Annotated in this window: 12 protein-coding genes, 1 other RNA gene and 1 pseudogene; all 14 read right to left on the bottom strand. The window is 48.9% G+C overall.

Annotated features, from left to right (window positions below; all coding sequences use genetic code 11):
* Positions 1–19: 19 nt before the first annotated feature.
* The gene (gene mreD / locus DXA20_RS04665) at positions 20–562 is read right to left on the bottom strand and encodes a rod shape-determining protein MreD (protein ID WP_118559479.1); all 543 of its coding nucleotides are present in this window, start codon (positions 560–562) and stop codon (positions 20–22) included.
* Positions 559–1,422, bottom strand: a complete 864-nt coding sequence (mreC, locus tag DXA20_RS04660; RefSeq protein WP_118559478.1) for a rod shape-determining protein MreC — start codon at positions 1,420–1,422, stop codon at positions 559–561. Before mreC ends, mreD begins: the two co-directional genes overlap by 4 nt.
* Before the next feature lie 22 nt (positions 1,423–1,444).
* Positions 1,445–2,469: pseudogene (locus tag DXA20_RS16665) on the bottom strand (rod shape-determining protein).
* A gap of 47 nt (positions 2,470–2,516) precedes the next feature.
* Entirely contained in the window at positions 2,517–3,248 is a 732-nt protein-coding gene (gene radC / locus DXA20_RS04645; protein WP_199877054.1) for a RadC family protein, read from the bottom strand.
* A 136-nt stretch (positions 3,249–3,384) separates the two neighbouring features.
* On the bottom strand, positions 3,385–4,677 hold the full coding sequence (locus tag DXA20_RS04640) for a methionine gamma-lyase family protein (RefSeq protein ID WP_118559524.1): 1,293 nt from the start codon (positions 4,675–4,677) through the stop codon (positions 3,385–3,387).
* Between the two features lie 56 nt (positions 4,678–4,733).
* Positions 4,734–5,696 (bottom strand): tRNA (adenosine(37)-N6)-dimethylallyltransferase MiaA, encoded by a 963-nt coding sequence (miaA, locus tag DXA20_RS04635; protein WP_118559475.1) that lies wholly within the window; start codon positions 5,694–5,696, stop codon positions 4,734–4,736.
* A gap of 10 nt (positions 5,697–5,706) precedes the next feature.
* Positions 5,707–7,638, bottom strand: coding sequence for a DNA mismatch repair endonuclease MutL (mutL, locus tag DXA20_RS04630; protein ID WP_118559474.1), 1,932 nt, complete (start codon positions 7,636–7,638; stop codon positions 5,707–5,709).
* Positions 7,639–7,657: 19 nt separating this feature from the next.
* A complete protein-coding gene (gene mutS / locus DXA20_RS04625; RefSeq protein WP_243100538.1) occupies positions 7,658–10,366 on the bottom strand; it encodes a DNA mismatch repair protein MutS in 2,709 nt (902 codons plus the stop codon).
* A gap of 24 nt (positions 10,367–10,390) precedes the next feature.
* An RNA gene (rnpB, locus tag DXA20_RS04620) (RNase P RNA component class A) lies at positions 10,391–10,737 on the bottom strand.
* Positions 10,738–10,850: 113 nt separating this feature from the next.
* Positions 10,851–11,129, bottom strand: coding sequence for a hypothetical protein (locus tag DXA20_RS04615; RefSeq protein ID WP_118559473.1), 279 nt, complete (start codon positions 11,127–11,129; stop codon positions 10,851–10,853).
* A 97-nt stretch (positions 11,130–11,226) separates the two neighbouring features.
* Entirely contained in the window at positions 11,227–12,363 is a 1,137-nt protein-coding gene (locus tag DXA20_RS04610) for a nucleoid-associated protein (RefSeq protein ID WP_118559472.1), read from the bottom strand.
* Positions 12,341–13,582: a ribonuclease E/G gene (locus DXA20_RS04605; protein ID WP_118559471.1), complete on the bottom strand. Its 1,242-nt coding sequence runs from the start codon at positions 13,580–13,582 to the stop codon at positions 12,341–12,343. Before DXA20_RS04605 ends, DXA20_RS04610 begins: the two co-directional genes overlap by 23 nt.
* Positions 13,583–13,666: 84 nt before the next feature.
* A complete protein-coding gene (locus DXA20_RS04600; protein WP_118559470.1) occupies positions 13,667–14,470 on the bottom strand; it encodes a TIGR03936 family radical SAM-associated protein in 804 nt (267 codons plus the stop codon).
* A gap of 1 nt (position 14,471) precedes the next feature.
* Positions 14,472–16,355, bottom strand: a complete 1,884-nt coding sequence (locus tag DXA20_RS04595) for a TIGR03960 family B12-binding radical SAM protein (protein ID WP_118559469.1) — start codon at positions 16,353–16,355, stop codon at positions 14,472–14,474.
* Positions 16,356–16,366: the final 11 nt, after the last annotated feature.

Below are 16,366 nucleotides of genomic sequence, written 5' to 3'. Positions count from 1 at the left end.
TTCTCTCCTTTCACCGAAATCAGATAGCCTTCTCCCGATCCATCTCCACATGCTCCTCCAGCGAAACATGCTCCTCCGGTTTGAAATGCTCCTTGATCTGCCGCATCAGAAGGTAGATCGGCACTCCGATGATCAGTGTGTACACCGCCTCCGGAATCATCACATGCATCAGATAAAACATAAAGTCCATTCTGCCCCGAAGCATAAAACGACACACATAATACAAAACACCATATGCCAGATCGCTAAGCACGATCGTAATAACCGGAATATATAATCTTTCCTTGAAGTACAGTTTATTTAACATACCATTGACATATCCGATAAACGAATAGATCAAAATTGTCAGACCGATCACGCTGTTAAACATCGCATCGATCATAAGACCACCCAAAAATCCGGAAAACATACCAAGCTTTCTTCCATACATGAGTCCGGAAGCCGCTGTGATCATGATCAGAATATTCGGTACGACCCCACCAAGCGGAAGATGCCTGAACATCGTTGTCTGAAGCACAAAGCATACGATATTCAGCAATAACAGGTAAATATAACGTCTCAATTTAAAATATCCTCCAAATCACCGGAATCCTTCACCTCTGTGATCACAAGCACCATATCAAGTCCCGAAAAATCGGCAGCCGGTGTCAGATGCGCCGACTGTGTGATATTTGAGGAATCCGTCTTGATATCTCTGGCATAACCGATCAGGATCCCCGGAAGGTACTTATCGCTGACCGGTGAGGTAACAACCTCGTAGCCATCCTTCACCTCGGCATCTGCCGGGATGCCGCTGATATCGATCATCCCCTTACCTATCAGCTTCAGATTCCCGTTTACAAAGCACATATCCGATGTTTTCAAGAAAGATCCGGTTACACTGCTCTCATCATCAATGATCGAACGGACTCTCGCATAGGATTTATTCACTTCTGTGACGATGCCGACCAGTCCGTCTCCCGCCAGCACATTCATGTTGACCTTCAGACCGTCCTTGGAACCCTTGTCGATGACAAAGCTGTTAAACCAGTTGCCATCACTGCTGATAACATGTGCCGCCACCTTCGGATAGTTGGAATACTTCTCGTCCAGACTATAGAGCTTGCGGAAATCATCCAGATCATATTTGTCCTGCTGGAGCAGACGATTCTGCTGCGACAGATCATCCAGCTGCTTCTGCAGTGCATTGTTCTTTTTGACCAGCTTCTTGACAGTTGTCGCATAATCCATCCCGTCTGCCACAACAAGTCCGATCTTGTTAATTCCGCGCTGCATCGGTGTCACCACACTGCCCACAGCCGTTCTGATCGGTGTCATTTTATCCTGAAATCGAAATGATACAATGATCAGAGCAACACTCACGATCGCAATGGTCATCAGTATATATTTCGGATCCATTGTAATTTTAGTCCGTTTACGCATTCCTACAACTCCTTCATTCTCTTTATCCTCTGATCTCCTTCAGAGGAATGCTGTATCTGGCGGCAAGCTTCGGATGCTCTGCCAGATATCCGAGACCGGTCACAACCGTTCTCTGCGCATGCTTCGTGGTATTGATCTTATACCGTGTCTCATTGGCAACAAGCTGATCCATTCCACGGATCCAGGAGGATCCGCCGGTCAGATAAATGCCTCTTTCCGCAATCTCGGATGCAATCTCAGGCGGCGTCCGCTCCAGCATGGAACGCACGGCTGCCGATATCGACAGAAATACGCCCTGAACCAAAGGAAATATCTCGGAGGATGCCACTGTCACCTCACCCGGAAGCCCCTTCACCACATTGCGTCCGACCACAGTCACCTTCTCATCAACGGGTACGGCTGAAACAAGCGTCTTCTTGATCTGCTCGGCGCTCTTCCTGCCGATCACAAAGTTATGCTCCTTGCGGATATAATTGATGATCTGTTCATCAAAATAATTGCCTCCGTACGAAGAAGCTTCGACACGACAATTCCTCCCAGTGACAGCACGGAAATCTCGGTTGTCTCCGCACCTACATTGACGATCATAATGCCTCTCGCATTCTCCACATCAAGATCAAGTCCCAGCGCATCCGCGACCGGCTTATGGATCAGAAACACCTTGTGCGGCTTGCACTCACTTTCAGAAACAACACGCGAGTAAGCATTCTTGTCCACCTCACGGATATCTGCCGGCACAGCAATATAGAAATCGGCGTTCTTTGCCTTTCGTCTGCCGGATATCTTCTCCAGCATGAAATTCCACAGCGAGATCATATCTCCCATCTGCGAGATCACTCCGTTCTCCAGAGGAAAAGAAACCTTAATGTTGGGCGGAACCTTCTCGAACATCTCATATGCCTTGTCCCCGATCGCAACCGGACGCTGCGCTGCGCCCTTACCGACAGTCGCCACAACCGTTCTCTCATTCAGAATAATTCCCTCTGATTTTTTATAGACCTTTACGGTACCCGTTCCAAAATCAATACCATAAGTTTTATGTGCCATTGGAATACTCCCTTCCGGTAATCTGAGTCTTATGTCCATCGATGCTTTTATAAATAACCGCTCTCACGAAAACTGGTATATCGGTTATCACCGATCACAATATGATCCACCAGCTCAATTCCGATCATCTGCCCCACATCACGGATTCTCTTTGTCAAAAGCATGTCCTCACGGCTCGGCGACGGATCTCCTGACGGATGATTGTGCAAAAGCAGAATACTGACTGCTCTGTGCTTGAGCGCGTTATAGAAAATTTCCCGGGGAGATGCCACCGAAGCATTAAAAGATCCATTTGAAATGACGATCTCCTGTATCACCGCATTCTTGCCATCCAGTACAAGCAAAAGCACCTGCTCGGTCTCCAGAAAACGCATCTGCTGGCAGTAATACGCTGCCACCTGCTCCGGTTCACTGCACTTAAGCTGCTCCAACGGCATGCTGCAGCGCACCATGCGCTTTGTAAATTCTGCCATGCATTTAAGCTGCACCGCTTTGACCTTGCCGATCCCGCGAATCTCCTGAAGCTGCTTTAACGACACCTGAAACAGACCACCGAGATTCTTCTGTGGCAGACTGCCCAAAACTTTTCTGGCAAGATCCACCGCCTTCTCTCCCCGGCTGCCCGTTCGTATCACAACTGCAAGAAGCTCACTATCCGAAAGAGCTTCCGGACCGTACCGAAGACACTTCTCATAGGGTCGCTCGGAAAGCGGAAGTTCCTTCATGCGGATGGATCCGTCCGGTCTCTGACCATATTGTTCACGTTTGTTTTTATTCATTACTGCCTCCTGTCTGAAGGCTTTCCCCACCAAACGCATCACATTATATGGTATCATAAAATCTTATTTTTGTATAGAACCATCTGCCAATGGAATTGTGATTTATTCGTGACATTTTTATAAAATTCTACATGATTTACACAGGAAGGTTCAATAATCCCTCTTTTGCCATGTACTGAACGGACATCATGATACCAAACTTGGCGTGGTACCAGGTAAGACCTCCCTGAAAATAGACCGCATACGGCGGCTCGATCGGACCGTCCGCGCTCAGCTCGATCGAAGAACCCTGCACAAAAGCACCTGCTGCCATAATCACATCACTGTGATAGCCCGGCATAGCATACGGCTCCGGCGCAACGTGGCTGTCCACCGGCGAGCCCGCCTGAATGCCCTTGCAGAATGCGATCACACCCTCCGCACTGCCAAGTGTCACTGCCTGGATAATATCATGACGGGACTCTGTACCGTTCGGTACAACCGGAAAGCCCAGACGCTCATAGACATTTGCCGCAAAGATCGCGCCCTTCAGTGCAGAAGCTGCCACGCACGGTGCCATGAAAAATCCCTGGAAAAACGAACGGTTTAATCCGAGTGTTGCACCGACTTCTTTCCCGAGTCCCGGTGCTGTCAGGCGATATGCACACATATCGATCAGGTCTTTTCTTCCGACAATATAACCGCCGATCGGTGCGAGACCGCCGCCCGGATTCTTGATCAGTGAGCCAACGCACATATCCGCTCCGACCTGTATCGGCTCAATACGCTCCACAAACTCACCGTAGCAGTTATCAACCATGCAGATCACATCCGGACGGATGGACTTGATAAACGCGATCAGCTCACCGATCCGCTCTACCGAAAGCGTCGGACGTGTCGCATAGCCCTTGGAACGCTGGATCGTCACAAGCTTTGTTTTATCATTGAGTGCCGCACGGATGCTATCAAAATCAAAGCTTCCGTCCTCCTTCAGATCAACCTGACGGTAAGTGACACCAAACTCCTTTAAGGATCCCGGTGCCGCATTGTCACCGATGCCGATCACTCCCTCCAGCGTATCATACGGCTTGCCGACCGGCGAAAGAAGCTCGTCCCCCGGTCTTAAATTGGCGGAAAGTGCCACGGTAAGCGCATGGGTTCCACAGGTAAGCTGCGGGCGCACCAGCGCAGATTCCGCCTCAAACACAGACGCATAGACATCCTCCAGTGTTTCTCTGCCAAGATCATCATAGCCATATCCGGTAGAAGACTCAAAGCAGCCGGCACTCACCTTGTGCTGCTGCATTGCACGAAGCACCTTCATCTGGTTGTACTCCGCTGTCTTGTCAATCTCTGCAAAACGCTCCTTTAACCCTTCCTCTATCTGACTGCAGAAATCATACACCTTACTGTCAATTCCTGCTTTTTCGTATAAATTCTGTAACTCCATTTTTCTTCCTCTTTTCTCTTTGATTCTCCATATTCTGCGACTTCTTTCCGTAAGCATCATACCTGCGTCCGGTCAAAGTGCTGCCTGATTTCCCGAACGCAGTGCTTGAGCAGCTCCTGCTCATCCGCAAACCGGTCCTTATCAAGCCACGTCACATCGCGTTCCCTGCGAAACCAGGTGAACTGCCGCTTCGCAAAATGTCTTGTTTCAAGCTTGATCTTATCAAATGCCTCATCCATGGTGCATTCACCGTCTAATGCCGCAAGGATCTCCTTGTAGCCAAGCCCCTGCATCGAAACCATATTTCTGGTGCATCCCTGTTCTCTTAATCGTCTGACCTCAGCCTCCAGTCCCTGTTCACGCATCAGATCCACGCGCCGGTTGATCCGGTCATAAAGGATCTCCCGCGGAAGACGAAGCACATAATAAATAAAATCGTACGGTGAATTTTTCTGCCTCTGTGATTCATTGTGCTCTGAGATCTTCTCTCCGGTCTGATGATAATATTCCAGTGCACGGATCACTCTTTTGACGTTGTTTGGATGAATCTGCTCTGCCGCCTTCTCATCCACACGGCAAAGCTCTGCGTGAAGCGACTGAACGCCCTGTGTCTTTGCCCGCTCCTCTAATATCTGTCGGTATGAGGTGTCCGCCTCATTCTCCGTAAAGTCGATATCATTCAGGATCGACTGGATATAAAATCCGGTTCCTCCGACAATGATCGGAATCCTTCCCTCGGCGTAGATCTGCTCCATATACTGCTTACACAGCCTCTGAAACACCACGACATTAAATTCCTCGTCCGGTTCCAGCTCATTCACCAGATAATGCTTCACGCCCTGCATTTCCTCCGGCATAATCTTGGCAGTTCCGATATCCATCCCTTTGTATACCTGCATGGAATCTGCCGAAATGATCTCACCACCCACTGCCTTGGCAAGACCGATGGATAATGCGGTCTTTCCCACTGCCGTCGGTCCCGTCAGAATGATCAGCGGTTTTTTGTGTTTCTCCTGCATAGTTGTCTCCTTACACAATTCTCTTAAATTTCTTATCCATTTCCGTCTTCGTCATTTTGATCATTGTCGGTCTGCCATGAGGACAATGGTATGGGTTCTCTAATGTCATAAGCTCTCTTAAAAGCTCCTCCATCTGTTCTCTCGGAAGCCGGTTATTCCCCTTAACTGCAGCCTTGCAGGACATGGACGCAATCTTATCCTTTAAAATATCCGGCGTCCTGTGGTCATGCTCATCAACGAGCGTGTCGATCACTTCCTTTAACAGCTCCTCATTGCCAATATGCGGAAGATGTGAAGGAACACCGCTCACCGCATATTCCCTGCCGCCAAACGGCTCGATCTGATAACCTAACTCCTCAAAGACTGTCATGTTATTCTTAACTGCCTCTTCCTCCTGCATGGTAAGTGTCAGTATCACCGGCGGCTGCAGCATCTGCACCATCGGCTTTTTCTCTGCCAGCTTCTTCATGAAACGCTCGTAAAGCACCTTCTCATGTGCCGCATGCTGGTCAACCATATACATGGCATTGTCATACTGCAGGATCCAGTAGGTATCAAATACCTGACCGATGATCTTGACCTCCTTCTGCGCCTGTTCGGATAATATTCCTTTGTCAAACATAGACTCCTGTACCGGCTTGTTTTTCAAAACAGGATATGCCTGTGGTGTCTCTTCTCTGCCTGTCACATAAGGTGCGTTTTCCCGCAGCTGTCCCTGCTGTTCTAAAAGCTCATCCTGCTTCTTAAGCTCTTCTAATATCCGCACGGACTGCATTCTCTTCTTCTCAAATATTTCCGGCTCACGAACCGGTTTTGCCGGTCTGACCGCTGCCATATTTTCTTTTCCGGCGTGGTCCTTCTGAAACGTTCCCCCTGTATTTCCGACAGAACCGTTCCTTCCTCCGGCTTTGCGTTCGGAGGAATTTTCCTGCAGAGTGACCTCCGGAATAAATTCCTTATACTTTAATGCCTCACTGACGGCATGATACACACTCTGATAAATTCCCTGTGCATCCGAAAAACGAATCTCCATTTTCTGCGGATGTACATTGATATCGACAAGCTCCGGATTGACCGTAAAATGCAGCACGGTAAACGGATATCTGTGCTGCATGGTATATGGCTGGTAGGCATCCTCAATCGCCTTGTGGATCGTTGAACTCTTGATATAGCGTCCATTGATGAAATAATTCATATAATTACGGTTTCCTCTTGATACCACAGGCTTTCCGATAAAGCCCTTCACCTGACAGCTCACCTCATCTGCATCCACCTCAAGCAGATTCGCCGTGATATCCCTGCCGTAAATATGATAGATCACATCCTTCAGATTACCGTTACCGGACGTATGAAGCTTCGTCTGATTCTGATTGATAAACCGGAAAGAAATCTCCGGATGGGATAATGCCAGTCTCTCGATCAGCGTATTGATATATCCCGCCTCTGTCGGCGAGGATTTTAAGAATTTCAGGCGTGCCGGTGTATTATAAAACAGATTGCGCACAAGGATCGTCGTTCCGTCCGGGCATCCCACATCCTCCAGCGTACGCTCCACACCGCCGTCTGCTTCATAACGCGATCCCATCAGTTCATTTCTGGTCTTTGTCACCATCTCAAGCTGTGAAACCGAGGAAATACTCGCAAGAGCCTCACCGCGAAATCCAAGTGTCGCTACCTTAAGCAGATCCTTGGCATCCTCGATCTTACTGGTGGCATGCGGCGTAAACGCAAGACGGATATCCTCCTTGTTCATGCCGACTCCGTTGTCAGTCATACGGATCAACGCCTTACCGCCGTCCTTGACCTCCACCGTAACTGCAGTGGCATCTGCATCGATCGCATTCTCCGTCAGTTCCTTCACGACTGCCATCGGCCGCTCAATGACCTCGCCTGCCGCGATCTTATTTATGGTATCCTGATTCAGAACATGTATCTTTGACACTTCAACCACCAGCCTTTCCTTACATTCTCTCTCTCAGCTTTGTCTGCATCTTGTATAAAATATTCATTGCATCGATCGGCGTCGTTGTCGACAGATCCAGATCGTGCAGCTCATATATGATATCATCGGTCTTTACATTCGGCTGATAGCCGTCAAACAAAGAGATCTGTCCCATCTTCTCTGATTCAATCTCCGACTCTGTTTTCTTACGAATCTTTCTCGGCTTTTTGGTCTGCTGCTCAATGCCGTATTCATAGTCCGGAATTTCGTATTCCACGGCAATGTCCTTCGCACGCTCGGCAATGTCATTATTACTGAGTTCGTCCACGATCTCCCGGGCACGTCTGAGAACATTTTCCGGGACACCGGCAAGCTTCGCCACCTGAATACCGTAGCTTTTGTCCGCGCCGCCTTTGATGATCTTTCGCAGGAAAATAATATCCTCCCCCTGCTCCTTAACGGCAACACAGTAGTTATCCACGCTGTCAAGCTTACCCTCAAGCTCCGTCAGCTCATGATAATGCGTTGCAAATAGAGTCTTGGCACCAAGCAGCTTCTTATCTGCAATATGCTCGATCACCGCCCATGCAATGCCAAGTCCGTCAAACGTACTGGTGCCGCGTCCGATCTCATCCAAAATGATCAGGCTGTCCTTCGTGGCATTCCGAAGGATATTGGCAACTTCAGTCATCTCCACCATAAATGTACTTTGTCCGCTCGCCAGATCATCCGACGCACCGACTCTCGTAAAGATCCGGTCAACAATTCCGATGACCGCCTTCTCGGCAGGCACAAAGGAACCGATCTGTGCCATCAGAACGATCAGTGCCGCCTGGCGCATATAAGTGGACTTTCCTGCCATGTTCGGTCCGGTGATAATGCTGATCCGGTGCTTGTCATTGTCCAGATATGTATCGTTTGCGACAAACATATCGTTTTTGATCATCTTTTCCACAACCGGATGGCGTCCGTTCTTTATGTCGATCGCACCCTTCTTACGGATCTGCGGTCGCACATAATTATTCTGCCTTGCCACGACTGCAAGCGATGCTAACATGTCCACGCCGGCAATGATCTTGGCTGCCGTCTGGATCCTGCCGATCTGTGCATAGATCACATCACGCACCTCACAGAATACGTTGTACTCGAGCGTATAAAGCTTATCCTCCGCTCCGGTGATCGTCTCCTCTAACTCCTTAAGCTTCGGCGTCGTATAGCGTTCCGCATTTACCAATGTCTGCTTGCGCATCCAGTCCTCCGGCACCTGGTCGATAAAGGACTTGGTCACCTCAAGATAATAGCCGAATACTTTGTTATATTTGATACGCAGATTCTTAATTCCGGAGCGTTCCTTCTCCTCCTCCAGAAGATCTGCCATCCATTTCTTGCCATCCGTGCTTGCCAGACGCAGCCGGTCAATCTCCTCATTATAGCCGCTCTTGATCATCTTGCCTTCCCGCACAGTCAAAGGTGCTTCTTCGTCGATTGAATCCGTGATCAGTCCGCAGATATCCGACAGATCATCCAGATCTTTTCCGTAGGCGGATAACAGGGTATCTCCCTCAAAGCTTTCCAGAAGGTACTTGATCGCCGGCAACATGGACAGAGACTGCTTAAACGCCAGCAGATCCTTTGGATTGGCACTGCGGTAGCTGATCTTACTGATCAGGCGCTCCAGATCATAGATCGGTGAAAGATATTCCCGCAGCTCCTCCCTGGAGATTTCGTTATTATTTAATGCCTCGATCGCATCGAGACGTTCATTGATCTTATCCTTATCGACAAGCGGCTGCTCAATGGAATTACGCAGCTTTCTGGCTCCCATCGCCGTTTTGGTCCGGTCAAGCACCCAGAAAAGAGAGCCTCTCTTCGCCTTCTCCCGCATCGTCTCACAAAGCTCCAGATTACGTCTGGTCGCCCGGTCAAGCAGCATATAGCTGTTCGGCACATATGGCTTTATTGTTGTAATATGGTCAAGAGAGATCTTCTGTGTCTCCTCAAGATACTGCATCACGGCTCCGGCAGCAGTCACACCGATCGAATAATCCGCAAGCCCCAGACCATCTAAGGAGCTTACATGAAAGTGGCGGCACAGACTGTCCACACAACGGTCCTCGTCAAAATGCCATGCATCGATCGCTGAGATCACGATTTTTAAACGATCCCGCAGATCGTCCAGATCGATCCCCGACACCAGAAAGGAATCGTTGCAGATGATCTCCGACGGCATCGTCTTACCAATCTCATCCAAAAGCTTATTCTCCGAATCAAACTCAGTCACATAATAGTCTCCCGTCGTCACATCGACATAGGAGACACCGTAAGCATTTGTCGTATATACCACACAAAGAAGATAGTTATTACGGCTCTCATCCAGTGCCTGCATATTCAGGTTCGTGCCCGGTGTCGCCACACGGACAACCTCGCGCTTTACAAGTCCCTTTGCAAGCTTCGGATCCTCCACCTGCTCACAAATTGCCACCTTATAGCCCTTGCTGATAAGCTGATCCAGATATGTATCCACCGCATGAAACGGAACGCCGCACATCGGCGCACGCTCCTCCAGACCACAGCTTTTGCCGGTCAGCGCAATATCAAGCTCCCTGGAAACGATCTTTGCATCGTCAAAAAACATCTCATAAAAGTCCCCTAAACGATAAAAAAGAATACAATCCTTGTATTCCTCCTTCGTCTCAAGATACTTTTGCATCATTGGTGTCAGTGCCATAGTTCTCTCTCCGTTTTCTATAAATAAGGGAGCAGCACTATAAGCCGGGTTCTGTATCAGACAATCATCTATCTAGGTCTGCCGTTACCGGCAGACTCAAGCAACCTACCCGGAACACGGCGGGCAACCGTATCGTCCCTGTTCGGTCTTGCTTCGGATGGGGTTTACACAGCCGTCTCCGTTACCGGAAACGCGGTGAGCTCTTACCTCGCCTTTTCACCCTTACCAGCTAAGGCTGGCGGTTATTTTCTGTTGCACTGGCCTGGGAGTTGCCTCCACCGGACGTTATCCGGCATCCTGCCCTGTGAAGCCCGGACTTTCCTCACCTGCGGCCTTTCGGCGCTTGCAGCTGCGATTGTCTGTGCTGCTCGTCAACGCTCATTTTACCATGACCAAAATAAAAAGTAAAGTCAAAATAAGCGCCCTGCCCTGTATCGGACCGGAGCCGGACGCTTATTGAGAAAGAATTTCTCTCCCCGCTGTTTTAGAAATCGTCATCCTCCTCGATCACATGGATCTCCAGAAAATCAAAATCGATATCATCAATAAAATTATCCCTGCGGAATCTTGTTTTGTCATTCCTCTTAAACTCATCGATGTTGGTATTTAACCAGATCGGACGACTCAGATCAAAGGCATAGCAGACCTCATCCAGTGAATCAAACACCTTCTTCGTCCGGTTCTTGTCCTTGCTGTCATCACAGATCGTCAGATCCTGAAGCATCCGGTTATCCTTAAATATCTTTGCCCATAATCGAAACATTATTTTCCCCTTTTCACTGTCATTTCTGCACGCATGGAAGCAGCCTGTATATGCCGTCACCTGCCAAATAATATCGCGATTCCTCGTACCATCTCTGCTACCGCGTCGTGATCTTATTGATATTCTTGATCAGAACAGAGATCGTTCCGTCCGGATTCGTGATAAATTCAACCTGATCGGCATCCTGATACTGCTCCATCGGGATATTGATCTCAATACCGGTGTCCGTTTTCAGGTACTGCTTCTCGAACTTCTTGGTGGTCCGTTCGCTCTGCGGCGTCACCTCTGCCGTCTCCATATGGTACTTCTCCATTTTCTTGTCAAACTCTTCCTTGATCTGCGGCACATCTCCGTAAAGCTTATCGCTGACCTTCTCAACACTGACGCTTCCGGTCTCCTCCATCTCTTCCTTGATGATACGCTTTGCCTCAAGCTGCTTGACCGGCTCCTCCGAATAATGCTTGTTATTGACCTGCTTTACCGCATTGACCACGATATCAAGCTTTGTCTTGGAAGACATTGCCGCATGACAGTGCAGATAAAGTTCGGACAGATAATTGACCTTGCTTCCGTTAATGTCGTATTTCTTTTCGATGATCTGTACGCTGTAATCCGTCAGATCGATGATCACTGCCTCGGAAAGCTTTGTGGTCGCCGACGGAAGCATGGAACGGTAACGGATGATCTGGTTAATATTCCGTCCCTCCTCATTATTCCGCGTCATATGTACATAGCTTTCTTTATAGTTCATCTTTAAAAGACCGAGATACATCATGGAATGCACTTGAAATGTTACAACCGCAAAGTCTGCGGACGGGATCGTGACATTGGCATTCATGATATCATACAGTGCCTGCGCAAGCTTCTTGCTGTCCTCGACCATGCTCTCCTCCGAAAATGCCTTAACCAGAGAATACACGTCCGTCTGTGGCAGACTCATCGTGTTCTCTTCCTGTCCGTCACTCTCCAGTCCACCCTCCTGTGTCTGGTCTGCCGATGCCGTACTGCCTTCTTCCCACGGCATCTCATCCGTCTGCTCCCCGGATTCATCGAAAAAGCATTTCTTCATCTCATCTCCGGACATGATCTTATAGATCAATCCCCGAAAAAAATCATTGGTATCCGGTGATAATTCCAAAAGCTCCTCGGAAAATACCGGATAGCCCAGCTCTGCATCGAGAATATGGACAATTCCTTTTCTGATTATGATCTCATCCTGCGTCAATTCGCTCACCCTGCCTTTCTGACTGCTTTGTTTCTATCTCTTTGATCTGTTCGTACAGACTTTTTCGTCCTTTTTTTCTTGTAATTTCCACAAGCCCTAATTTCGTCATATCAACGACCGTTGTCTGGACCGGATCCTTTCGTACCTCCTGTCGGAGACACTCCATCAGTTTCTTCTGATCCTCCTTATCCTCCAGATCGATAAAATCCACCAGAATAATACCGGACAGATTGCGAAGCCGCATCTGCACGGCAATCTCCCCGGCTGCCTCCAGATTGATCTTTGCAAAGGTCTTCTGGACATCCTTCTTCTTAGAGACTGCCTTTCCGGTGTTGACATCAATCGAGATCAGAGCCTCAGTCGGCTGGATCACCAGATACGCCCCGCTTTTCAGCCATACCTTCGGCATCAGGGCGTGCTCTATGGTTCTTGTCACATTATAGACCGCGTCAAGCTTACCGTCCTTTAGATCCCAGTGCACAAGCTTGTCCTGTTCCTGCGGAGAATACTCCCTCAGATACGTCTCCGCCTGTGTATATAGCTGCTCATCATCCGTCACGATCCGCTCGATCTGCTCGGCGTAGCCGTCACGGATGTCTGCCAGATACGTCGGCGGTGCCTGCTCCAGACATTGAAACGGCTGTCTGTAGATTCCCTGCTGTGAGATCTTCTCATAACGCTTTAAAAGTGCTTCAATCTCCTTCCGCAGCGTCTCCTCCGCCACCCCGGCACTGTTCGTGCGCGCGATCAGAAGATATCCCGGATCCTCATATTCTCCGAGAATCTCCAGAAGGCGGCTTCGCACTGCCTTATCCCGGATCTTCTTGGATATGTTGCAGCCCTTCTTGCCAATGGTAAGCACCACATATCTGCCGGTAATGTCGATCGCTCCGCTAAGTGCCGGCGGCTTGGTTTTCAGAGCCTCTCTTTTCACCTGTACAATGATCTCATCCCCGATCAGAACGCGATCGTCCCCTCTTCCGCCCGCCGTGTGAAGCGGTACAACCTTGTCTGCCAGAGAAAGATATCCCATCTGCCCCTTGGCAAACTCGACAAACGCCGCATTGATATTTTTAACGACATTGCGGACCTTTCCGACATAAATATCACCGACAAAGATCTTATCCTCTTTCGTCTGTTCCGGTTCCGCATGCACCTGCAGGATCCGTTTGCCATCCGACAGCATGGATAATATTTTATGGTCCGATTTCGTCAGCAAAAGCTCCATGGCAGGCACACCCCTTTCCTCATCATTGTAAATGCTTATTTCCTTTAAAATCTATATATAATACATTCCGAAGATCCGGAACTTTTATTTATGATAGCTTGACAATGGCACAAGCTGACACGGAATTTCATCGTGTAACAGATGGATCTCTCCCTTTTTGCCGTTCTCATCCCCGTACATTTCCAGTCGGTGGATCTGATAGTCAAGCGGATCATACTCCGTTCCCACAAACCGGCACAACGCCTGCATCACAAGCTCCGGCTTGATATTTAACACACTGCCCGCCGTAAGCTGGCAGTAAAGCACCGGCTGATATTCCTCTGTATCAAGACATAGCGCACCATATGCCTGTCCGGTCTGCTCCTCGAATGCTTCAAGCTTGCTGCTCAAATAATAAATATTCGGTTTGATATCTACCTGCTTTTCGGAGCGCTTTGTTTTCTTTGTTACCAGAATCTCCGGCTGTGCTACAAAATCTGCAAGCACCTGTTCCATATCCGGTCTGTCCCGAAAATCGGACATCTTGCCCGGTTTTAAAGCAACCAGATAATCACATCCGGCAAGCATTGCCATGGACGGCTTTGCCTCATCCGGCAGCAGGACGAAATCCTTCACACGGATCTCATCGTTCATCTGACTGTTGATCCAGTCCACCATCTTCTCCGGCTCCGGACACTCCTCCAGCTCCATATCCATATATTCGGCATCGCTGGTCAGCCCGATTCCGAGCGGCGAGGTAAAGGACAGGATCTGATGCGGTGAATAGCCCTTGCTGTAGCTGACCGGAATATGTGCTCTTCGAAATGCCTTCTGGAAATATCGCATGACATCCAGATGACCGATAAACCGCATGGAACCACATTTGGAAAACTTGATTCTCGCTTTCATCCTACACACATCCCCCTTCTCTCTTCTCGGTACAGACACCGCCGCCAAATCTTGCCGCACCACAGCCGGCACATTTCTGACGGCAATTCGGTGTCACAACAGCTTCCTTTGCACGGTGATACTCCCGCAGCAAAAACTGCTTTGTCACACCACAGTCAATGAAATCCCATGGAAACAGCTCGTCCTCACTGCGCTCTCTGTCATTATAAAAGTCCATGGTCAGCCCATGATCCTCAAACGCCTTCTGCCACACATCGTATTTGAAATATTCAGTCCAGGCATCATAGAAGCAGCCATCCTCATACGCCTGGAGGATCACGTCATTTAACCGGCGGTCACCTCTTGCAAATACGCCCTCAAGCTCGGATACATCGGCATCATGGCAGTTATATTTAATACTCTTGGCATTTAACTGGCTCTTGACCTTACCAAGCAGAAAATTACGCTTATCCAGTGCCTCCTCCCTGGAATTCATTCGTGCCCACTGGAACGGCGTAAACGGCTTTGGCACAAAAATGGACGTACTTGTCACGATATTGACCTTTCCCTTGCGCTCCTCCTTCGGGATCGTATAATATTCTCTCGCGATCTTGTCCGAAAGCACCGCGATCTCCTCAATATCATCGTAGGTCTCACCCGGCAGCCCCAGCATGAAATAAAGCTTTACTCTTGTCCAGCCTCCACGAAAGGCATCCATCGCACCGTTTAAGATATTTTCCTCGGTCAGACCCTTGTTGATGACATTTCGCATCCTCTGGGAGCCCGCCTCCGGCGCAAAGGTTAAGCTGCTCTTTCGCACATCCTGTACCTTCGACATAACATCCAACGAAAATGCATCGATACGAAGGGACGGCAGTGCAATATTGATCCCGTTTTTGCTGCACTCATCGATCAGCCAGTACACAAGCTCCGGCAGCTCCTTGTAATCACTGGAGCTTAAGGAACTGAGCGTGATTTCCTCATGACCGGTAGATTCTAGCATTTTAATTGCTCTGTCCTTCAGAAATTCCAGCTTACGCGGACGGATCGGGCGATACAATACACCCGCCTGACAGAAACGGCAGCCGCGGATACAGCCTCTCTGTATTTCCAGTACAACACGATCCTGCGTCACCTTGATATAAGGCACTAAAGGCTTCTCCGGATAATAGGTATGCTCCATATCCATCTCGACCTCTTTCATGACCGTCTTCGGTGCCTCCTGCACGATCGGCTGAAAGTCTGCCAAAGTTCCGTCTTCGTTGTAGGACGCCTCATAAAACATCGGCACATAGATCCCCGGGATCTGTGCAGCACGCTTCAAAAATGCCACTCTGTCCTGTCCTGACTTTTTCCATTCCTTGTATTCATCCATCATGCGACGGTACTGCGTCTCCCCCTCGCCGATGTAAAACATGTCAAAGAAATCAGCGATCGGCTCCGGATTGTAGCTGCACGGACCTCCACCGATCACGAACGGATCCTCCATCGTCCTTTCCTTTGCCTTAAGTGGGATCCCGGAAAGATCAAGAACCTGCAGAATATTGGTATAACACATCTCATACTGCAGTGTGATCCCGAGAAAATCAAAATTCCTGATCGGCTCCTGCGTTTCCAGTGCAAACAACGGAATATGCTGCTTACGCATGATCTGATCCAGATCCACCCACGGAGAATACACTCTCTCGCAATATACGTCATCCCACTGATTGAACATATCGTAAAGGATCTGTATGCCAAGATGGGACATACCGATCTCATATACATCCGGAAAACACATGCAGAAACGCACATCCACCTGTGCCGGATCCTTTTTGACCATGTTGATCTCATTTCCAATATATCTCGCCGGTTTTTCCACAGATAATAATATCTCATCCGATAATGCTAATTTTCTTGCACCCATGTATTCAAAAT

This window comes from Roseburia sp. AM59-24XD (assembly GCF_003478445.1).
In the GTDB taxonomy this organism is placed as follows: Bacteria; Bacillota; Clostridia; order Lachnospirales; family Lachnospiraceae; genus Jutongia.
Note: the sequence above shows the minus strand (reverse complement) of the source record. Positions and strands in the feature narration are given on the sequence as shown.

Coding starts and splice junctions, on each gene's coding strand:
- mreC (WP_118559478.1), bottom strand. CDS start 1,422: ATGCGTAAACGGACTAAAATTACAATGGATCCGAAATATATACTGATG.
- radC (WP_199877054.1), bottom strand. CDS start 3,248: ATGAATAAAAACAAACGTGAACAATATGGTCAGAGACCGGACGGATCC.
- DXA20_RS04640 (WP_118559524.1), bottom strand. CDS start 4,677: ATGGAGTTACAGAATTTATACGAAAAAGCAGGAATTGACAGTAAGGTG.
- miaA (WP_118559475.1), bottom strand. CDS start 5,696: ATGCAGGAGAAACACAAAAAACCGCTGATCATTCTGACGGGACCGACG.
- mutS (WP_243100538.1), bottom strand. CDS start 10,366: ATGGCACTGACACCAATGATGCAAAAGTATCTTGAGACGAAGGAGGAA.
- DXA20_RS04615 (WP_118559473.1), bottom strand. CDS start 11,129: ATGTTTCGATTATGGGCAAAGATATTTAAGGATAACCGGATGCTTCAG.
- DXA20_RS04605 (WP_118559471.1), bottom strand. CDS start 13,582: ATGGAGCTTTTGCTGACGAAATCGGACCATAAAATATTATCCATGCTG.
- DXA20_RS04600 (WP_118559470.1), bottom strand. CDS start 14,470: ATGAAAGCGAGAATCAAGTTTTCCAAATGTGGTTCCATGCGGTTTATC.
- DXA20_RS04595 (WP_118559469.1), bottom strand. CDS start 16,355: ATGGGTGCAAGAAAATTAGCATTATCGGATGAGATATTATTATCTGTG.